Source organism: Mycoplasma sp. CSL7503-lung, from assembly GCF_025515455.1.
Taxonomy (GTDB): domain Bacteria; phylum Bacillota_I; class Bacilli_A; order Mycoplasmatales; family Metamycoplasmataceae; genus Mycoplasmopsis.
Window position 1 is genome coordinate 1 of sequence record NZ_JAOPHP010000003.1, and the last position, 23,096, is coordinate 23,096.

15 protein-coding genes are annotated in these 23,096 nt (G+C 23.7%); 9 read left to right on the forward strand and 6 right to left on the reverse strand.

What is annotated here, in order from left to right:
* Positions 1 to 130 precede the first annotated feature (130 nt).
* The 9 genes from N9R85_RS00645 to N9R85_RS00685 all read left to right on the forward strand — a co-directional run bounded on the left by N9R85_RS00645 (position 131) and on the right by N9R85_RS00685 (position 10,979).
* Positions 131 to 787 carry an MSC_0624 family F1-like ATPase-associated membrane protein gene (locus N9R85_RS00645; protein ID WP_262858151.1) on the forward strand — a complete coding sequence of 219 codons (657 nt, stop codon included), beginning with the start codon at positions 131 to 133 and terminating at the stop codon, positions 785 to 787.
* A complete protein-coding gene (locus tag N9R85_RS00650; RefSeq protein WP_205851739.1) occupies positions 774 to 1,274 on the forward strand; it encodes an MSC_0623 family F1-like ATPase-associated protein in 501 nt (166 codons plus the stop codon). Before N9R85_RS00645 ends, N9R85_RS00650 begins: the two co-directional genes overlap by 14 nt.
* A gap of 1 nt (position 1,275) precedes the next feature.
* Positions 1,276 to 2,199 (forward strand): MSC_0622 family F1-like ATPase gamma subunit, encoded by a 924-nt coding sequence (locus tag N9R85_RS00655; RefSeq protein ID WP_205852594.1) that lies wholly within the window; start codon positions 1,276 to 1,278, stop codon positions 2,197 to 2,199.
* Positions 2,189 to 2,641: an MSC_0621 family F1-like ATPase epsilon subunit gene (locus N9R85_RS00660; RefSeq protein WP_262858152.1), complete on the forward strand. Its 453-nt coding sequence runs from the start codon at positions 2,189 to 2,191 to the stop codon at positions 2,639 to 2,641. Before N9R85_RS00655 ends, N9R85_RS00660 begins: the two co-directional genes overlap by 11 nt.
* On the forward strand, positions 2,634 to 4,994 hold the full coding sequence (locus tag N9R85_RS00665) for an MSC_0620 family F1-like ATPase-associated subunit (protein ID WP_262858153.1): 2,361 nt from the start codon (positions 2,634 to 2,636) through the stop codon (positions 4,992 to 4,994). Before N9R85_RS00660 ends, N9R85_RS00665 begins: the two co-directional genes overlap by 8 nt.
* Position 4,995: 1 nt before the next feature.
* Positions 4,996 to 6,546, forward strand: a complete 1,551-nt coding sequence (locus tag N9R85_RS00670) for an MSC_0619 family F1-like ATPase alpha subunit (RefSeq protein WP_262858154.1) — start codon at positions 4,996 to 4,998, stop codon at positions 6,544 to 6,546.
* On the forward strand, positions 6,546 to 7,925 hold the full coding sequence (locus tag N9R85_RS00675; RefSeq protein ID WP_262858155.1) for an MSC_0618 family F1-like ATPase beta subunit: 1,380 nt from the start codon (positions 6,546 to 6,548) through the stop codon (positions 7,923 to 7,925). The genes N9R85_RS00670 and N9R85_RS00675 overlap by 1 nt, the downstream gene beginning before the upstream one ends.
* Positions 7,926 to 8,075: 150 nt before the next feature.
* Complete coding sequence (locus N9R85_RS00680; protein ID WP_262858156.1) at positions 8,076 to 8,201, forward strand: hypothetical protein; 126 nt, start codon at positions 8,076 to 8,078, stop codon at positions 8,199 to 8,201.
* Positions 8,202 to 8,483: 282 nt separating this feature from the next.
* Positions 8,484 to 10,979 (forward strand): beta-N-acetylglucosaminidase domain-containing protein, encoded by a 2,496-nt coding sequence (locus tag N9R85_RS00685; RefSeq protein ID WP_262858157.1) that lies wholly within the window; start codon positions 8,484 to 8,486, stop codon positions 10,977 to 10,979.
* Positions 10,980 to 11,335: 356 nt separating this feature from the next.
* On the opposite strand, the gene N9R85_RS00690 is transcribed toward N9R85_RS00685, so the two are convergent.
* The 6 genes from N9R85_RS00690 to N9R85_RS00715 form a co-directional block, all read right to left on the reverse strand.
* Positions 11,336 to 12,457 carry an Mbov_0401 family ICE element transposase-like protein gene (locus N9R85_RS00690; RefSeq protein WP_262858158.1) on the reverse strand — a complete coding sequence of 374 codons (1,122 nt, stop codon included), beginning with the start codon at positions 12,455 to 12,457 and terminating at the stop codon, positions 11,336 to 11,338.
* A 143-nt stretch (positions 12,458 to 12,600) separates the two neighbouring features.
* Positions 12,601 to 13,344 carry an Mbov_0400 family ICE element protein gene (locus N9R85_RS00695; RefSeq protein ID WP_262858159.1) on the reverse strand — a complete coding sequence of 248 codons (744 nt, stop codon included), beginning with the start codon at positions 13,342 to 13,344 and terminating at the stop codon, positions 12,601 to 12,603.
* 217 nt (positions 13,345 to 13,561) lie between these two features.
* The gene (locus tag N9R85_RS00700; RefSeq protein WP_262858160.1) at positions 13,562 to 18,280 is read right to left on the reverse strand and encodes an Mbov_0399 family ICE element protein; all 4,719 of its coding nucleotides are present in this window, start codon (positions 18,278 to 18,280) and stop codon (positions 13,562 to 13,564) included.
* A complete protein-coding gene (locus N9R85_RS00705) occupies positions 18,267 to 18,986 on the reverse strand; it encodes an Mbov_0398 family ICE element protein (protein ID WP_262858161.1) in 720 nt (239 codons plus the stop codon). Before N9R85_RS00705 ends, N9R85_RS00700 begins: the two co-directional genes overlap by 14 nt.
* Before the next feature lies 1 nt (position 18,987).
* On the reverse strand, positions 18,988 to 21,744 hold the full coding sequence (locus N9R85_RS00710; RefSeq protein ID WP_262858162.1) for an Mbov_0397 family ICE element conjugal transfer ATPase: 2,757 nt from the start codon (positions 21,742 to 21,744) through the stop codon (positions 18,988 to 18,990).
* Positions 21,744 to 23,087 (reverse strand): Mbov_0396 family ICE element transmembrane protein, encoded by a 1,344-nt coding sequence (locus N9R85_RS00715; RefSeq protein ID WP_262858163.1) that lies wholly within the window; start codon positions 23,085 to 23,087, stop codon positions 21,744 to 21,746. The genes N9R85_RS00710 and N9R85_RS00715 overlap by 1 nt, the downstream gene beginning before the upstream one ends.
* Between the last annotated feature and the right edge of the window lie 9 nt (positions 23,088 to 23,096).

Here is a 23,096-nt window from a genome sequence, read left to right on the forward strand (position 1 = left end):
ACTTTTGATATTGAAAACAAAGTAATAATATTGATTTTTTAAGTAAAATTTTAGATTTTTTTAGATCGTTAAGATATAATAAAAATACCAAGCACGAAAGTGTTGCACTTGATATTTCATTTTAGGATATATGTTATCAATAACATTATTTATTTCGGTATTACTTTATTTAATATATGTTGCAACAACTTCAGATATAAATAAAGTTTTTCGTATTATCGGAGATGATACAACATATAATTTTGCTTATTTAACAATAATTGGTATTGGTATATTTATATTTGCACTATACTTTATTGTTTTAGAATCAAGCAAAAGAAAATTTAAAAGTTATATAACAAATACAATTGTTTTAGCTTTGACACAAACATTACTATGAATATTGTTAGTTATTTCATCAATTTTATTAGATGATAAAACTGATTGAAATATATATAACATAATAGTTATTGCTGTTTTATCAATAATTATTTATATTCATTATTTAGTAAAAAATAAAACACTTTCAAAAACAACTTCAAACCTAATTTTTATAGCAATATTTGTTCAAACAATTTTAATGTTTATTTTTGGATTAAATGAATTATTACTTGCTGATAGAAACTTTACTTTAATTTCAGTACCAACAGTTTTACCATTATTTAAATTAGCGTCAATAATTAATTTTATTATTATTTTCTCATTCTTAATGTATATTGTTGGGTATTCATTATATACACTTGTAAAGATTGAAAAAGATAAGATCAAAGACAAACAAGAAGAGGTATTAAAACATGTGAAAAAATAAGAAAAAAATAACACCTGAACAGAAACAACTTTTTGATTTATATGCAAATTACAAAGAAAAAATTAAAAGTGATAAATATTTATCAAACAGTAAAATTATGGCTACAATTTTACTTAAAAATAGTTTAGGTTTTAATTCAAAAGAATATAAAGAATTTGTTGCTAATTTAGATTTAGCTATTAAAAACAGAAATGATATTATTTTTAGAAAATTTATTATTAATTTTAATGTTAATTTAAAATTTAGTGCTAATGTCTTAGTTCCAAATATTGTTGATAAAGAGTCTTCAAATGATTATTCACTTAACTTAACTAAAAGTGCTCAACCAAATTTACAGAAATTATATGATTCCTTAAATAGTGAAATAGAAACGCTTTTAAATAATGGATTTGTTTTAGAAATATTACCTAATACCGCTTTCTTCATAGATAGCACATCACAAAAATTAAAAGTTTTCTTTGATAAGAAATTTGTAGTAGAGATTTAAAATGCATTTAAAAGATATTGTACAAAAGAAAAATAACCTTGAACATATTAAATTAAAGGTTAATAATGATAAAAATATTCTTTTAATTAATATTATGAAATTAACTAAAACACTAAGTTTTTATGTTGAAAATTCGGTTTTAAATATTCAATTAATTGAAGCTTTAAAAAATAAATATAACATTAAAAATAGTTTTATCGAAAATGTGTCTTTAGTTAAGAATAACAATTTCTTAAAATCAATGAAATCAAAATTTATCAAAGAAAAAGAACTTTACATATATTTAACAGAAGAACAAAAATATGGTACAGATTCATATTCTAGATATGAAAGAAATATATTAGAAAATATCAAGAATAAAGAAACGGATTTTATTACTATTGGTAATCGTGCCTTGCAATTTGCGAAACAAAACAATTTAAGTGTTATTAAGTCATTTGAAAATTCTTCTGTAAACAAATTAGCTAAAACGCTCACTCAAATGACAAAAATTTTATTTATTGATAATAACTATTCTAGAGTACATTTTGTAATTAATTCCAATAAGAATTTTAAAAAGCCATTTACAATATTGCCTTTAGAGAATTTTGATATTGATAAAATTTTAGGTGTTAAAAATAAAAATAGATTCGATGAAACAATTAAAGATTATAAAATATTCCCTAATATTGAAACTTTTATCGAAAACCAAATCAATATATTTTTAGAAAACTCAATAAATTCATTAATTACTGAATCATCATTTTATAGTGCAAAAAATGCTTTAGTTGCTACAAATCAAAAAAGTAAGCAATTAGATGATGAATTACTTAAAATATCTAAACGTATTAATCGTGTAAAACAAGAAAAACAAATTGAGGAAATAGTTTTATTAACAAAGAAAAAGAAAACTGTTTTTGAAGAAGGGGGTAGTGATGAATTTTAAAACTATCCACATATCTTTTATAGATAATAAGCATTTAACACTTAAAGGATACTTTTTATCAATTAACCACAATGACGAAGATGATTGAATTAAATTGGAGAAAAACTCAATAAGTGCATATCCGCAAATATTGATTAAATTTACATCCGAAAAAGAAAATGAATTCTATTTATTTCTAAAAAACGCAAATATAGTTATTGAAGAAGAGCAAACTATTATTAAAACTTTTTCACCAATGAAGTTTTATAAAAGGTCAAAAAACAAACAAAACCATAAAGAAAAAATTAATGACTTAAACGAAAGAATTAACTATTTAAAATTTAAGCAAAATATTGGTTTAACAATTGATGAAACAATAAAATTAGATGAATTAAGAGAAGATTTATATGAATATAAATTGATGCAACAGTTAAAAATTAAAGAAAGGGATAATTATGAGTAAAAAACGTAAATTTTGAAAATTTGCTTCATTAGTTACTTCAACAATTTTACCAATTTCTTTAATTTCGGCAGGTAACGAAACTACTACAACTAGTCCGTCTACTCCTGCTCCAGGATCAAACTCTAACTCAAATACAAATAGCAGCGGTAATAACGAAAAAGAAAAACCAAGATTAAGTAATGAATTTCCTGAGTACGATAAAATAGCAAAAGAAGAAATTAAAAAAATTCTTGAAAGTGCATTAGGAGCAGCGAATAGTTATATTGATAATGAAATTGCAAAATTAGAAGCTAGACCTAGTGAAGATCAAGGAGGCGAAGATTCTTCAAATGATAGTAAATCTGATGAATTAGATTATAAGCAAAGATTAAGCAGGCTTACTTATCTACATATCTTAAAAAATTATTTAGAATCTAACAAAGAAAAAATGTTAGAAAAACCCGAAGATTATGAATTTACTATTATTTTCCCTTATGTTTTATCTCAAAATGAAAAATTTGATAAAGGTAAAGTTACTTATAACGGAAAAGAATATACAGGTGTAACTTTAGGTAAAAGTTCAACAACAAACTATGTTGAAGCTGTAAAGAAAAAATACGAAGTTAAAGAGGATGGTGTTATATCAATTGAATCTAGAGATGAAGTTAATGGACTTCAAAAAGGTAAATTTCAAGAAAGTATTAAACAGTATGGCGATAAATTATTAACATCAATAGGCTCAATAATTTACAACGAAAAAGATGCATTAGAAATTGAAAAAGATATTAATTTAGAATTTAATACAATCGGTGATAAGCAAGGTTATACAATTACCGTACCTAAAAATTATGGTTCTTGAGAAGAATATTTTAAATCTAGAATTAGACCTCGTTTTATTGATTTTGACCTAACAACAAACCAAGAAACTGAAATTGAAGAAGAAACAGAACAAGATCAAGAACAACCTACTGAAAATCCTACAAACCCAAATAGACCTCCGCAAGGACAACCAACTGAGCCATTACCAGCTGAACCAGTGGATCCTGAAGAACAAATTTTAGCTATTCCTGCTTTATTACCAAATGTTAAAGCTTCTTTGGGAGATATAACAAAAGAACAATTAAGAAATATTTTCCAACAATATAAAAATCAATATCAAGGTTCTTTAACATCAACTTCAAATGCACAACCATCAAATAATAACGCTAATGGTGAAAATTCAAATCAAGAGCAACCAGCATCTAAAGATGAAATCGATGCTAAAGAAGAACAAGATTACAATTTAAGACGTGAGAATTCACCTTTTTACTTTGATAATCCGTATAACACAAGATATAGTTATGATGTAATTGATATTGCTGAAAATAACGGTAAAATGTTAGCCACCGTTATGATTAGTGATAGAAACGATAAAACTAGAAATATAAAAAGAGATTATAAAATTGAAATTCAATTAGACACATCTGAAGAAGAATTATCAAAAAATTATTTACATGAGGCAGAAATTGACCAAATAAAAGAACAATTTGGAAGATTATACCAAGCTTTAGGTATAAATTCGAAAATTAATTATACTGATTTAAAAAGTGGTAGACTTTCAAGAGCTCTCTTTTCAATGATTGCTAAAGCCGTTGATTTAAATAATAGCAAAGATTTTGATGATAAAAGAAACGAAATTAATGAATCTTATGGTAATAATCCTGATAGTTGAGAATCTGCTTCAAAAGATTTATGAATTTGAACATTAAACGAATTGAAAAATTCAAAAGTAAATAGTTTACCATACTATGAATTAATGTTGAACGCTTATGAAGAACAAATTATTGGATTTTGAGGTGTAGCAATCGAAGATCAAAGCGAACCTTATCGTGCTCAAATTATTAAAGATTGAGAGTCTCAAAACTTTAATTTGAACGTTTTAAATGATTTATACAACCTGGTTCGTTTTGATTTATACAAGCTTAATTCAATAGTAAAAACAAGTTCTTTTAGCTTGACCACTTGATATGATTCATTTATTGAGTCACTTACATCACTTTCAAAACATGAAAGAATCTTAAATGAGTTAACTAAATCAAAAGATTTAAATAACGAAACAGCAAAACAAGATTTTCAAAAATATTATGAAGAAGCAATTGAAATTTTAAATAGCCAGTCTGATGAAAAATCTAATTTCTTGAGAGATTTTGGTATATTCTTATTGGCAATTGGTGGTTTAAGTACATTAATCAACTTAATCGTTGCTTTAATCAAATTTAACAAAAAAACAACACAAATTAAAAAACTTTATCTACTTATTGGTATAACAATGGCTATTGTTTTAATAGCTGGTATTGTATTATTAGCTGTAGGTTTAGGAGTGAAAGGAATTTAATATGATAAATAATCCAAAAATTACATCAATATTTGATTATATTGTTGAAGTAAGCGGTGAATTTCCTTATAAACAGAGACAATTTTATTCATTAAAAGAAAATTCAGAAGTTAAGCTTATGTTAATTAGTGCAACTAAAAATAAAGCGTTTTTAATTGCAAACACAAAAAATACACAATTAAGAATTAATGCTGAGATTGTTCTAGAAAATAATGAAGCAAGTGTATACACATATCACAGTTACTTCGGAAAAGTTATTGATATTGAAGGAAATATTATTTTACCTACAAAACAAAGAAATAATTTAGTTCCAAATGAAGGTCAATCAAGTGCTAAAATATTTGAATTAGCACACGATTTGATGACTGTTAAAACTTTAAACGAACAATTATTCACTGGTATTATTCCAATCGATCTTTTAATACCAATAGGTAAAGGTCAAAGAGAATTAATTATTGGGGACCGCCAAACTGGTAAAACACATATAGCGTTAAATACAATAATTAACCAAGCAAGAAATGGTGTTAAATGTATTTATGTTGCTATTGGTCAAAAACGTGAAGCTATTTCAAAAATATACAACACACTTAGTGAAAATCAGGCCTTATCAAATACAATTATTATTGATGCACCTTCAACAAGTGCGTATGAACAATATTTAGCACCATATATTGGTATGGCTCATGCCGAAAATTTATCAAAAACACATGATGTTTTAATTGTTTTTGATGATTTAACCAAACATGCAAATATAATTCGTGAAATTGCTTTATTAACTGATAGACCAGTTGGAAAAGAAGCTATGCCAGGAGACACATTCTTCTCACACTCACAATTATTAGAACGTTCAGGTTCATTTATTGGACGTAAAACAATCACTGCATTACCTATTTTACAAACAGTTGACGGAGATATAACTTCATTAATTGCATCAAATATTATTTCTATTACTGATGGTCAAGTTGTAACTAGTGCAGATTTATTCTCACAAGGTGTATTACCTGCTATTAATATTAATTTATCTGTTTCTCGTACAGGTTCAAGCGTGCAAAGTCGTCAAGTTACTAAAATTGCTGCAGAAGTTGGTAAAATTTATAAACAATATAAACGTCATCTAAAATTAGCTATGTTAGATTATGATTTCAATAAAGAAACATCAATGTTGATTTACAAAGGTAAAACTATCGATAAAATGTTCCAACAAAGAGGATTTACATTATATAAACAAGAATTAATTTTATTCACTTCTAAATTAGTTTCATGAACAATTCTTAAAGGTATTAGTAATGAAGATTTGGCAATGAAATTTTTAAATAAATTTATTGTTGAAAATCAAGAAGCAAAAGAAAACTACAATAGAATTATTAATGGATTAAGTTATGATGATAATTTAGTTAAATCATTTTTCGCTAGTGCATTAAAACAATTTTCAGATTATAATAGTTTAGAATGAGATATTGATAATGAATATGATTTTGTTGGTTTAGATGAAGCATATTTAGATAAAATATCTAGAGAATTAAAAGTTAAAGAAGCAAACGGAGGTAAATAATGTTAGGTAAAATCTTAAATTTATGATCAGATATTATTGAAATTAAGTTTGATAAAGAAAATTTACCAAAAGTTAATACGTTATTAACTTTACATAGTGGGAAAACATACTTATTAGTAAAAAGGGTTTTAAATGACACAACAGTTAGGGCTATAATTATTTATGCTTCTGACGAAATTTCTATTGATGATAGTGTTACAAACACAGGAAGAAGTTTTTATGTTCCAGTTGGTAAAGGATCAAGAAACAATATTTACTCATTCCGCGGTGAACCTCTACTAGAAGGAAGAGGAACAAAACCTTTATACGTAGAAATGAACTCTATTATTAATACTGATAGATATTTAACAAATGAAGTAACTCTTGTGGAAACAGGTATTAAAGCTATAGATTTCTTCATTCCAATTATTAAAGGATATAAATTAGGTATTTTCGGTGGTGCCGGAGTTGGTAAAACAGTTTTAATGAAAGAAATCATTTTTAACGTTAACCGTAAAAACCATAAAACTTCTAATGTTTTCATAGGTTCTGGAGAACGTTCAAGAGAAGCTATTGAATTATTTAATGAATTAGAACAATCTAAATTAATGGATAAATCAGTAATGTATATCTCTAAAATGAACGAATCCCCTGGAGCACGTATGTCAATCGTTCCGATTGGTGTAACGGCTGCTGAATATTTAAGAGATAAAGAAAAAGAAGATGTTCTGTTATTTATTGATAACATATATCGTTTTGTTCAAGCTGAAAATGAAACAAGTGCTACATTAGGTAAAAAACCTTCTGTTGGTGGTTACCAATCAACACTTGATAGTGACGTTGCTAATATTGAAGATCGTTTATACAGAAATCAAAACGGATCAATTACTTCATTCCAAACTATGTTTTTACCAATGGATGACTTGTCAGATCCTTCTGCTGTTGCAGTATTTAACCACCTTGATGGAAGTTTAGTTTTATCAAGAGCTCAATCTGCTAAAAATATTTTCCCTGCTTTTGATCCGCTTGCATCAAATTCAAACTCAGTAGATGAAAAAATTATCGGAAAAAGACATTTTGAGGCAATTAGAAGAGCAAAAAGTATTTTAAAAGCTTATAAAGATTTAGAAGATGTTATTCTTATTCTCGGGTTCGATGAACTTGATGAAGAAAGTAAAGTTATTGTTAAAAAAGCTTTACAACTTGAAAACTTCTTTACACAAAACTTTTTTATGACAGAACACTTTACAAAAGCGCCTGGTCAATATGTTAAATTAGAAGACACAGTCGAAAGTGTTATTAGAATTTTAGATGGTAAATATATTAAACAATCACCAGAAATCTTCCAATATGTTGGTGATAACCTAAATATCCCAACTGATGAAGAATTAGGTTTATAATTGATTAAAACTCCTCTTTAATAGAGTGAGTTTTTTAAAAAAGTTGTTTTTTAGTAGAAAAAACGGCTAAATATTAACTTTTTAATAAAAAATATCTTTATAGTGATATAATATTAAAAGAATAATTATTCAATATTACACGGAGGAATTATGTCAAATCCAAAAGTAAAATTAGATCAATCATTTATTGAAGAACTCAAAAAAACAACTAAAGCATATAGTAATTCATTATCTATAGGTATTAGGAACAATATTAAAAACGAAAATAAAAAATAGTTAAAAAACATAAGAAAGCTAAAATTTTCTTATGTTTTTTATTAGAATATGTTTTAAATATTATATTCATCTTTGAATAATCAATTTTGAATAATCGATGTTAAAAATTGAATATTTAATTCTAAAAAAAGAATAAATCATTTTTTTGTAATTATCTCAAAAATAAATTGAAAAATATTTTATGCATAAAAGTTACCTCTATTTATAGATATGTAAAATTTAAATTGTATAGAAGAATACTTATATATACGTATATACGAATATGAATTTTTGAGGTAAATTATGAAAATAAATAAGAAATTTTTAAATAAAATTACTATTTTAGGAGCAACTTCAAGTTTATTTAGTTTAGTTTCGCTTAATAATAGTGACCAAACATTAAACGAAGTTGAAATAAAAGAGTCTGAAAAAGAAGTTTCTAAAATTAAATATACAATTAACCCTAATCCACATAATTTAAAGTATTTTGATAATTTAAGTTTTATTTCATCGAAATATACATTGGTTCGTGGATCGGAAATTTTATCAAATAAATATTTAGATTATCATATTAAATCCGTTTTAAATATTAAATCTAATTTAGAATCTGAGAACACTTTGGATGTTTCTTTAAACCAAAATAATTTGAATACTAAAGTATTAATTGGTATAAAAGGTTCTGATGATGAAGTAACTAAATATATTGAGTCCAAATATGAATCAGAAATTAATAATGATTTTAATAAATTTGATGCTTATTCTTTGATTGTTAAAGATAATAATATTGTAATAATAGCTAAAGATAAAGAAGGTGTTTTTGCTGCCTTTAATACATTAAGTTGAATATTCGAAGAAATTAATGGTCAATTTATTAGAGATTTAGTAATTAACGATTATGCTGACACTAAAATACGTGGTTTTATAGAGGGATATTACGGAGTTCCTTGATCTTGAGAAGATAGAAGTTCAATGATGACATTAGCCGGTAAATACAAAGCTAATTCATATATTTTTGCTCCAAAGGATGATCCGTATCATAGTGTAAAATGAGATCAATTATATCCTTCTGAAGAAATTGAAAAAATGAAAAAAACAGTTGAAGCAGGGCATTATGCAGGTGTAGAATTTACTTGAACTGTTCATCCATGAATTAATAAATCTCACGCCATTGATTTACAAAATAATTATGATTCCGAAGTTGCAAAATTAAAAACAAAATTTAAGCAAATGTATGATGAAGTAGGTATTAGACAATTTGGTTTATTAGCAGATGATATTGATGGACAACCATTTAATCTTGTAAAAAAATTAATCGAAGATTTAGTGGCTTGAGGTTCTGAAGAAGGTAGAGAAGTAAAAGGTTTTGTGTTTGTTCCGACAAAATACGAAGGAATGTCAAATACATGGTCTGGAACAGTTGCTCAATTACAACAATACCAAAGAGAGTTACCAGATAATTCTAAAGTATGAATTGTTTATACTGGAGCTAATGTTTTTGGTAGTGTAGAAACAAGGTCTATAAATTGATGAGTCAATACCTCCGGAACAAGTAGATCCCCTTTATTTTGATTGAATTGACCTGTAAATGATCCAGACTATACAGCACTTAATTTAGGTCCGGGGACAATGTTAAATAATGATGTTGAACCAAACAAATTACTTGGTGTTGTAACAAACCCAATGCAAGAAGGGGAATTATCTAAAATTGCAATTAGTGCAATAAGTTCGTATACATGAAATATCAAATCATTTAATGCTTGAAAAGAATGAAAAGAATCATTTTATAAAATAGCTCCAGAAGCCCCTGAAGCCCTTATGAAGTTAGCAAGCCACATTACTTCTACATCTAAAGATGGAACTAGATGAGGAGTTAATATTGATGATGAATCTAAAGAAATTAGACCATTAATTACATCGATTACTAATTCATTAAATTCAAATATTGATTTGAATCAATCAGATAGAGAACAATTATTAAATGAAATGGAATCCATAATTGATGCTTATGATGAATTTATGCATTATTCTACTAATGAAAAAATGAAACAAGAAATTGAATTATTTGGATTATCTCTATCAAAAATAGCAGAAACTATCAAAAATGGTTTGGTTGCGATGAAATTGTTTGATGAACTAAATTCATATGATTATGATATTAGGTTAAAACAGGCTAAATTATTCGAAGCATATGAATACGCAGACAAAGCTAGAGAAGCATTTAATTTTGCTAAACATCTAATTAGGGACGATTTAAAAGAAGGTTCAAAACCAAGAGATAAAGAAAAAATTGTTAGACCTGGTAATCAATATTTAGAACCACTTGCAAAACTTGTGTTAAATAAAATTAATTTTATTAAATCTAAATCAGGAAATATAAATTTAGATAATTTATATGTTTCAAAAGAAAATAGAAATCAAATTCCAAACCCTGATTTATACAAACAAACAGATGAAAATAAAAATGCTAATGCTCAAATTCTTTCTAATATTGATACTGACAATCGTCAAAATATTGGTGCAGCATATATCGGAGCTTCAAAAATCAAATATTTAAATCTTAAAGATGATACAAAGAATACTTTAACTCTAAAAGGTGGTCAATATATTGCTTTGGATTTAAATATTGTATCCCAAATAACATCATTTAATTTAGTTTTAGACGGAAAAGATAAAGAAAGCAAACAATTAAAAAAATATTATTCAACAACATTTGACAAGATTAATTTTATACCAAAAGATGTTTCGGAACAAAAACCTTTTATTGCTAGATATATTATTTTATGATTCCGTGATTTTTAGATATGTTTTCATTTAACACTCTAGCTAATTTAATTATAGCAAAAAATTTTTATATCCATCAAATATTTTTTTCGCATTTACAACAACATTGTTCGAATAAAGTGGCTTATTTTAGCGTAGCTAAAATCACGCGTGCCCGTGTACGCTACTTTAAAGTGCAAGATAATACCGTTTAAATTTCTAACGAAAACACTTAAAAATATCTTGTTATATATACTACGTATATATAAAACTTTAATAAAAAATATATATAAAATGAATACAGTTGTATAAGAAATATCTACTATTTGTATATACTAAAAAACTATATACATAGTATATAGAAAATTCAACATTTGAATACAAACATTGATTTTTTAAATTATTATTATATTTTTATCTCTCGTATATTTTTTTATTTTATCTATTATTGTGTCCCAACCAAACAACGAAAACCTTTTATAAATCGCACTTTTGATTATATGATTTATACCTATTTCGGCCAATCCACCCAAATAATTTGACCTCTGAAAAGTATTAAAAATAGAGTTAATATTTTTTAAAAAATATCTTAAAAACTTTTCTAACTCAATTCTTTTGTCTTTAAAAACACATTCATTTTTCAATTTATTTATCATATTTTTTATTAGTTTTATAACACTATCAAATTCCAATTTTTTTAATTTTTCTTGAACTCAACCATACAAATTTACCCTAAAAATTTTCTTGTTTTGCTTGTTTCGTCTTTTTGTAAAACCTATTAAATCAAACAAAATTTTGTTAAAATGGAACAAATCATAATACCTTTTTACACCTATTTTTTCAGCAATTTTATTGATAAAAGTTGCTCCATCGCCACTAATTTTTATCTTATTTTTAGGGTATTTTTTACCTAAAAAATCTATTATTTTCTTGCTTATATTTTCAACCGAACCGTTAATTTTATTAAAAATAAAACAAGTTTGTTGCTTGTTTTTATTTGTTAATAACACCATTCTTAACATAACTTTTTCTTTAATTCGTCCCCTATTAATCTTCGTATATGTATCATCAATATCAATCTGAACACCATCACTATAATCAATTTTTTCGCTATCTTTTTTATCTAAATTATTAAATAATCCTTTCTTTTTATGATAATAAAAGATATCTAGCGGAACATAAAAATCTACTTTTTTAGATTTTCTACGTCTAAAATTATTTGATAAATAAGCCTTATAAATATCTTGAAAAAATCATTTAGATCTACCTATTTTTTTAACAATTTCATTATGATAATAAGTAAATGTTCTCCCAGTAATTTTATCTTTATAACGTGTTAAATTGTATTCAACTTCAACTCCATAAATAATTAATTTTCTTTTAACCGTTTTATAAACAATTCAATTTTTATATTTAATATCTACTTTTCTTTGTTGTGTTCTAAAAATCTTTTCTTCATAATTAAACTGTTCGATTAATTTATTAATCACTAATTTTTCATATTCATTTAAATTCATATAAATATTTTATAAAAATACTTGACTATCTGATTTGATATGATAAAATAATTACATATAGAATTTTGAGGGGTTGTGGGTGATTCTAAAAATAAATTCTGTATTCAAGTGAAAGAAAAAAAACGCTTTTAATAAGCGTTTTTTTATATCTCAATTTCAAAACCATTATCAATTTCTTTTTCTTTATCTTCACTATTGATAACATCTAAATAAATTGATTTAGTATAATATTTTTCATAGTTATCAATAAGATATTGATCTACATTTTCAGAATTTTTATATTCTGTTAATTGATTATCATTCATATTTTTCAAAATTCTAATTAACCCATCAAGATGTGATATAGTTGCTTCTGCGTCATTTACCTGTTCTTTAAAATCATCAGAAGTTTTATTTATTGTTATTTCTCCACTATATTTAGTTGATTTTAAAACTTCATTAGCAGATTTATACTTTTCATTAATTGTTATTCTTTGAATAGTTAAATAATCAGATTCTAATCTATTATAAAGTTCATTAATTATTTTTCTAGAATCTTCATTATTTAATTGATATAAAGTATCAAATTGCTTATTTTTATATATTTTAAAGAATTCACTACTCTTCATTACTTGTATTGACGATGTATTTATATATGATTTTTTATCATCTTCTGCATCTTTATTTTTAAAATTAACAATAACTTCTCCTTCGTATTTTACTCTATAATCATATGAAGACCTAGAATTTAAAAAATAAACATCTTCTCCGCTATAAAATACAATTAAAGGTCTTTTATCTCTAAAGTTTCCATAAGCTTTAATTTTATCTCCATTAATATCGTGTGATAATGTATCAACTTTTCTACCAAAGGCGTTAGTTTTTCTATCTCAAGCTTTTCAAAACATATTTCTCCTTACATAAAAATTATAAAATAAAAAAAGCGACATAACTACTGTTATGCCTGAAAAATACTTTTTTCTCCGCTTATTCCGTCCCCGATATATTCCAATTATAAGTACCTAAACGGAAAGTCCCCTTATCGTTTCAAATATATCACTGCATATATATTATATATAAAAATTATTTTTTTAATATTTTTTTAATATTTTTTTAATATTTTTTTTATTTTATTTTTATTTTACGTTTTTTACTAATACCTAATTTTCAACCAAACTTAATTGCTAATAACTTAACTCAAAATATAGATGATATTAAAATAGCTAGCCCAATAACTCCTAAGAAGCTATAACCAATAGCTTTACCAACATTAATATTTTCTTTTGTTTTAGGTTTATCAAAATTATTATTTTTATCTTTTTCAGCTTGCTTGATTTTTTCAATTATATCTTTAATCTTATCATTATTATTTATGGTATCTTTACTATCTTCAAAAACTAGTTTATCAGTTTTATTTTTATTATTTGTTATACCATTTAATTTTATTTTAGAACGGTTATTATCATTCAGTATATTATCTAATTTTATCTTTGAATTATCAGTGTTATTATTTATTAATCTCAAATTAGAAATATCATTATTTTCACTTTTTTTATCTAGTTCTATTTTTGCTATATTGTTGTTTGTGTTAGGTGTAAAAATAGATATTTTATTTTCACTTATCGGTAAGTTTAATCTTTCATTTTTTCCGTTATAAATATCAATATTATAATTATCAATAATTTTCTTATATTCTTCTAATGAATAATAATTACCAACAACTCCAAAAGCAAAATTGAAGCTTCTATTTTTAACAGGAACAACAACATAATCTTTATATAAAGTTATATTCTTATTTTTATAATTTAACAATTCATTTATAACCTTATTTCTTAATTTTTCTAACTTTTGAATAGCTTCTAAATTGTTTGGTTTTAATTGTATTTCTTCACCATTTTTACTAATGTATTCATCTATTTTTTTCTTATATTCTCTTAAATTACTATTTAAATTAGAATCATTAAAATTAAATAATAAATCTAATCAATAAATTATCGAGTCACTACCAAATACATTAAAATCAACACCAATTTTAAGATTAATTTGCTTAGCAATATTGACTATTGAATTTAATGAATTATTTTTAATTGTATTTATATTATCACTATTTAAAATTATTAATTCTTCATTTAATAAATCATTTAAATCATCTAAATTAACAATATCATTTTTACCTAAATTTATAAAACTAAAATCTTTAAACCCTTTAATATTAGCATTATTACCAACAACTCTTAAAAATACCTTTGAATTATTATTTTTCAATCTAGATAAATCAGAGTTTAAATTATTAATTTTTAAATCTTTTCCTATTTCTAATTTGATATTTTTTCCATTATTAAACTTATCTAAAAACCCATTTAGAACATTTAAAATTGATTTTTTAATCGTATTTTCATAAATTTTATCTATTTCATATTCGCTCTTATTTTCATTGCTTTTTCTTATATTCGACTTATCAACTTTGATAATATTATCAAGTGTTGCGTTTTCAAAAATATCATTGATATTTATAGGTGGATAAATTACATTTCAAGCATCATTAGTATATTTCATTTGTGTCTTCGAGTTGCTAAAATCATTTAATCCTCTAATATTGATATTTTTAGGCAAGAACACATCTTCTTCACTTGTTTTTATATTTATATTGCCTGCTTGTTCTATAAAATCATTAATTTTACTTTCAGAGCTAAATTCTGAAATATCATAATCAATACCATATTCTAATGTTTTTATATTATTTTTTAAACTATGTTTATTGAGTTGTTCTTGAACGAACTCTTTTATTTTTTTAACTATTTCATCTTTTTGTTCTCCAACAAGACCATTTAAATTTAAAACATCATTAAAAGTTGTTGTAGCAAATATGTTTATATTATTTTTATTAGTTTCTAATTCATCATACAAATTATTGTTAATGTATTCTAAATAAAGTTTTTTAATAGTGTTATAGTTTAATTTATAAATTTCATTGCTCTTATAATGTTTCTTTTTGATTAAATAAGCTATAAAAGAATTAGCAATAGTATTATTATCCAAATCTCAAAAATCAAAAATAACATCGTTTATATTTATATTGTTTGTTGTTCTTAATTTTTTCTTTTTAATTTCATCTAAAAAATAAGTTAGTTGTTTATTGTTTTCATCAATCAGAATCAACCTTACATCAGAAATATTATTTTTAACTCTTCCAACAACAATATAAAGCCCTTCATTCGACATATAAGCAGATTCAGATTCTCCTTTTTCCTTATTAAGATTAATAATTTTTTTATTACCAACAACATATGAATCGTCTGCATCTTTTCTATATAATTGATAAATATAATAATCTGATATATCAGTATTTGAATTGCTAAAAATATTCCTTAAAGCACCTTTTCCTAAAACCGAAGCTTCGGCTAACAAACCATACTCAAAAGATTTTCTCAATTTAGGATATAAAAAATAGAGTTTATCTAAAATATTAGAATCGAATAAAGAAGCTTTTAAATATACTAATTGCTTTTTAGTTCCTGTTTCAGCATCAATAAACGGATCATATTTATCATTTTTAAGCGGATTCCCGTTTTTATCTGTTAAAACACCGTTTTCATCACTTAAATATGGACTAATCAATTTCTTTTGTTCTTTATTACTTTCAGGATCTCAAGCATAGTATTTAATTTTTTGATTTAAATCAAAAGAATTAACTATTAATTTTAATTTATACTCACCTTCAATTTCAGTATTGTTAGAACCTTTTCTATATTTATACACTTCTATAATGTATTCATTTTTATAATGTGAATTTTCATTATTAGGATCAGAACTATCTTTATCATTAAATTTAATTCTTTGCTTATCATTAATTGAACTTCTATTATCTCTCATATCAAAAATGAAATTTCTATTTAAAACATCAACTCGTTTTTTATTTACAAAAACAACTTCTGTTTCATCTTCATCGGCTTCATATCTTAATTCAACCGGAGCATTTACTTCAAAAGCACCACCATAATTTTTAGTTAAATCTTCATTTTCAATTTTTTTCATTGTATCTAAAACTAATTGGTCTTCAATTCTATTTATATTATTAACTAACTTATTAATTGAAATGTTGTTATTTATTACTTTACTTAAATTGAATCTTAGTTTTTGTCTAATGTTTAAATTTCTAATTGTATTTTTGTATATTTCAGAATCTTTTAATCTAAATGGTAAGTTAGAATATATTAATTTACCCGAATCAGATAAAAATTCATTTAACATATTTAGACTTAATAAAACATTATTTTTATCATAAATTGTTTTATCATACAACTCAAAAGTATGATTTAAAGTTGTTCTTAAATTTCTTTGCAAAGCTTCTTTAATTGAAATATTATTTTTTTTAATATCAAAAAGATTTAATTTTAAATTTATTCTTTTTTTATTATTTTCTATAACATTAAAACTATATTTAAAAATAAATTGATAATCTTTATATCTAATTATGTATTCTTTACTACTTAATAATTCATTTATTTTTTCATAGTTTGTTTTTGAATTCAAAAACACTTTTTTATCAATATCATCATCTAAATTACTATTTTCACCAGAATCAGATATTAAATTAATCACATTGTTTTTAATCATATTTCCAAAAATTCTTCTTATATGAGAATCGTGCTTATTAGAATTTGCTAATAAAAGTATTAAAAACCTTAAATCTTCTGGATCTCATTCAAATATGCTTGTAAAAGTTAATGTTGTATTTGCTTTTTCTAAAACATTTATATCAACATTTTCTAAATTTTCAGATTCTTGTGGAATTTCATCCTTATCAACTATTTGAAGATTAATATCAGAACTTCAATTTCATTTCGAAGGATAAAAATTCACCCTATCTTTAACTTTTTCTTTTCAAACGGTATTATAAGTAATAAATGAATTATCATAAACAATACCGTTTTCATATTTAAACATTTCTTTTTGAGAACTAAAACCTAAGTTTATACTCTTTTTTGGAAATTTAATAATATTGTTCTCATCAAAAAATGTATTATTTACATCATATGCATCTTTTCTATCGTGTCTTGTCTCAACAACATAATTATAATTACCAACATTTTTTGTTGTGCTAGTTGTATAATATCTATTTCTTTCGTTTTCATCGTTTCAAAATAATCAATTATTCTTATTTGCTATTTTTTTCAAATTTGTATCAACACCTAAATTATTTAAAAAGTTTAAAAAATCTTTTTTATTTATCGAAATATAATCTGAATTTATAGAAAAATTAGAATTATAATCTCTCAATTTTTCATTAGATATGATTAAGTCATTTTTATTTGTAAATTTATTTACATAACTTTTATAATTAAGATTATGCTTATTTTCTTGATATCAACTTGAATTATTAGAAATACCATAATTGATTAAGTTATTAAAATTAATTGTTTTAGTTTTAGTCTTATTATTTAAATTAAATCAATATACATTATCAAAATTTGAAATTCCACTTTCAGAATTATCAATAACTCCACCATAGCCATCATCTTCAAGTTCTCCATCAATTTCAGGATCACCACTATTTCAATAAATTTTTGAATTACCGTTAAAATTTATTTTTGATTCATATTCATCTTTAACAATAAAACTTTTAAATACATTTAATGTTTCACCAACTTCTTTAAAACTATTAAATCTTTTTGGATTAGTATTATCAAAATGTTTATAAAAACTATCTTTTCAAACGTCGGGTATATTATCTAACTTAAATTTTTCTATATTTTGTTCTTCTTCACTTGAAGTACTAACTATAAATATCGGACTTAACGGTAAAGCTATCAAACCTAATTTTAAAAAATTAAATTTTTTCATTTTTTTCAAATTCACCTTCAATATAATTTTCAAAAGTTTCATTGTATTTTTTGTTTAGTTTTTCAATCTTTTTTAGAATCACATCATTTTCTTGATTAATTAATGTTCTAAAATCTTTAAAGTAGTTTGATTCTTTTAAAACTTCACTTGATAAATTATCAATTTCATCAGTTCTATCAAATCTTTCAAAAATAACGTTTATTAATATGTCTAACTTTTTATTAATAATATTTTGATTAATTCTTATATTATTAATGTTTTGGTCTATATCTTGTTTGAAAGGAGACATCGAAGCAAAAATAGCTTTTCTTAAACTATAAAATAAATCATCTTTTGTTTTTCTTAAAGCCACTTTCTTATCATTATCATCAATTAATTTATGAATAACTTCTTTCATTTCTAAATAAACCGTAGAACCACTTTTTTCAATTTCTTGTTTTCAATTAAAATATTGTATCAATTTATCTTTTCCTGTAATTCTAGTAGAAATAACAATACCATCATTATCTAATGCTTTTTTTATTTTCTCTTCTTTTCTTTTTGTATATTTTCGCTTTTTCTTTGGTTCAGATTCTTCTAAATCATTTTCATTATCAACTTCATCACTTTGATTTTCAATTTCATTATCTAAATCAACATTATTTTCTATTTCTTCATTTTGAATGTCTTTTAACTCTTCTTTTTCTTCTAATAATTCTTCGTTCATTTTAAAATCCTTTCTTAAAGAATAATTCTTTTTCTAATTCAGAATAATAAACATTAACTTTAAATCTTTGATTATTATTAACCGAAAATAAAATTTTTCCTGCTTGTTTTTGTGCTAAATACTTAATTTCATTTTTAAGTAATTTAGAAGAGTTTTTATATAAAAGTTGAACCGCATCGATATCATCATCCTTCAACCCAAAAAATATTGAATAATTACAATTTTGTATTATTCTTGAAGCACTATCAGCAATCATTGGATTAGCTTTATAATCACCCGGATTTTGTGTTGTATGAATTGTTCCACCGTCAAATTTTCTAATTGTTTTAGTAATATTAGTAATATAATCTAACGTAATTGTATTTTTAGCGTCTATATAAATATGTTCTTCATCAATTACTAAAAGAGTTCTAGTGATTAAATCATCAATAATACTCTTATCTAATATTTTTAAATTATTATCTTTCTTATATTTATTAAGTATTTTTTCATTGTTTAAAAAGTTATTATAAATTATTTCATTACATATATTTAACACAATTAAAATACCTAATTTAGCCGAAATTGTATCATTTGTAGATGTTAAATTAATCATATTAAAAACAATTAAATCATTATCTAAAATTAAATTAGTTTTACCATTAAATATCTCTTGATATTTACCATTATCTTCAAAATAAAATTTAAATTGCTCTATAAACCTATTAATAATTTTTTGCTTTTGGTCTTTATCAAACATTTTATCAACGTTATAACTCTCTAAAAATTTAATAAAATCACTAATTGTATATCAATCATTATCACTTAAATCAGTTAAAGAATTTAATTGATAAATTCCTTTTTTAACATAAAAATCTTTTAATAGATTTTGTAAAATCATTCAATTATAATTATCTAGTTCTCATAAAATACTAAAAAACTTTTCTAAAAACGATAAATGATTATTAATTAACAAATTAATATTATTTAAACCATCATTATCTTTTAATGTGTTTCTAACTTGTAAAATATTAATTGTTGTATTTAAACCAGAACCCATATCAATAACTGTTCCACCGAATTTTTTAGCAAATTCAGTATATTCATTTTGCGGATCAATAATTATTGATTTATTTTTTAAAACATAATTACTAATAATCATTTTTTTAACCAGTGTTGATTTACCCATTCCGCTTGTACCAAGAATAAACATATTATGATTAGTTCTGTTTAAATGTTGCAAACTAAAAATATCAAAACTTATTGGATTATTAGAACTTTCATTAAAACCCAAAAGTAAATTTTTATTATCATTTAAAATTTCATTATTAAAAGCATAGCCATAAGCAAAATTAAGACTACTCATTTGATAAGCTTCTTTATCTAATTTATAAGAAATCGATAAAGAACTATCTACAAAGCCTTCAAATTGTTTAAATAATAAATTATTTAAATATATTCTGCTTTTTCTTAAATGCATTTCATTATTTTTTTCTTTTTCTTTTAATTCGTTTAAAGAACTAGCTTCAGTAATTACTAAAATATTTACATCATTTAATGTATATTCGCTTTCATTGATTTGAAATAATAATTCAGTTATAGCATTAGAATCCATATTGGTTCTAATATTACTTGATATCTTATTATTAGATTCTAAATTAGTTGCTACATTTAAATGAGTTTTATCTAACATTTTATCAACAACTGTTTCAAGTGATTTATATGGATAATTATTAATAATAACTTTTGCATCCAAATTAAAAATACTTGATATTCAAGATTCGTTTAATTTAAAAGGCAATCTTGCTATTGATTTAATAGAAATAAAACTATCATTCAATTTAATATGATTTGAATAAAATTCAACATTATCATATAAAAATAAATCATCTAAATAATTTTCACTTGTCTTATCTAACTTAATTCAAAAATCTTTTATTCTTTCGCTTGAAATACCAAAATTTCTATATTTATTTAAAAATTCTAATAAATCAATTCCTTCTAATTTTTCCAAACTCACTTTTATATCTTCAAAATATGGAACAACATTCGAAGCTTCTTCATTTAACGAAAACGGATTATGTCCGTTAATAATCAAATAATATTGTTCTGATAATAAATCAGTATTAATTTTTCTAAAATCATTAAGATTAGAATTATTATATTCTTCTAATAATTCATTATTAAAAGCTTTATTTTTTATAAAATCAATATTCTTATCATAAGATATATTTTCATCTAGTTTAATAATCGAATACTTGTTCTTAAAAATATCTAATGTTCTAGCAAAATTTTCAATATAAGCATCTCTTGTTTCTTTATCTTCAGCCCACAAATTAAATCCATTAATTTTAAACACACCAAAACAATTAAAGAACACATCTTTTTTATTAACTAATTTATCACCTAAAACTTTTTTATTAATTACAATATCATCTTCATAAATATGACTAAAAGGGTTTAGTTCTAAACTATTTCTAACTTTGTTTTTACCATTTTTATTATATTTTTTCGGTGAAATCCAAAAAACTAACGCTCTTCATAAATAAACATAAATTTTATTATTAATTCTTTTTGAAGGTAAAATCAAAATCAAAAGTGGTAATGATATTGCTAGAAACGAAGCTCAAATAGCCCATTTTACCGCATAATCACTAAACAATAAATAAGATATTCCAAAAGCCACACCAATCACCACAATTAATTCGATAGCATCTTGCATTGTTAAAAATCTTGATATTTTTGTTTTTCTATTTTTTAATCTATTTGGTTGTAACATTATCTTCTCCCACCTTTTATAAATGATTTAAATATATTTTTAGGAACTCTAGTTATTAATGAACGTTTTTTAACATTACCATCATTAATAAAGTTATTAATCATTTGGTTTTTTTGACCTTCACCTAAACTACTAAATCCTTCAAAATTATTATTAAAGTGTTTATTGGCCGCATCGAATTTAGCCTTATTAGTTGCATCAACAATTCTTGCCCTATTCTCGGCTCTAAACGGATTTCTAACTCTACCAGTCTGTCTGTTATAACTCAATTCTGTTCCAACATATTTAATAACAAATTGGCTTAATGTTTTATAAGCGTGAAAAGCACCGGCCATAAAAAAACCTTTCATAATCGAACTTACTAAACCATTATAAGTATTAACAACAAAATTTTTAGCCTTATTAATCTCATCGGCTTTATCATTAATTTTTATATCTCTATTAAAAAAACTATTTCCTGTTGCTATAAATAAAAATAGCAATTTAAGACCTATTAAATATATTGATAAGCTTAATAAAGCACCTAAATAATCATCTTTTCAAATCATTATTTTTTTACCATTATCACCCAAGCTTCACGGTACAATAAACGGAAAAGTAACGAATAAAACTAACAAATGAAAGAGTTTAGTTATAATATCAAAAATAACTTGAATCATTACTTGCGTTACCCAAATAGAACATAAAATAGCAATTGCCATTGATACAATCATACCAATCAAACTACCACCAATATTTGAATAATAAACGCTATAATTCGACGGATTAAAAGAATTAAAAACACTGCTTCAATTACTATTTTCACTAGCTTTTATAACTTCATTTCAAGAATCGTCCGCCTTACCAGAATTTGCTATAATCGCAATAAATGTATTTATATAAACAACACTATTACCAACTTCATCACCAGTTAAAATATTGGTTATATTTAAAACTATATAATTTAAACCAAACAATAATGCTTGAATTAACATTAATAAAAATACACCTTTTAAAGCGGTTGATGCCGCACTTTTAATAATAGCCACTCCACGCTCGCTTGAATTCACTGAAAATCTTATAATTATCAAAGCAAACATTATAACTCACAAAATAATCGATACTATCAAAAATTGGTATCAAACCGACGGAACATTTATTAAACTTTCGTTCTTATTATAAGTTCCAAAACTCCCAAAAATTAAATAATTAGGGAATTCATAGCAAAGCGTATAAATCATTTGAATTAATGTTGAACTAATAACTAATAAAACTAATAATATACTTGATAAAATAATATAAATTGGATAACCAACCACTCATTTAGCCAGTATTCCAATCAATGGTTCTAAAATAACACTCAACTTCAACTC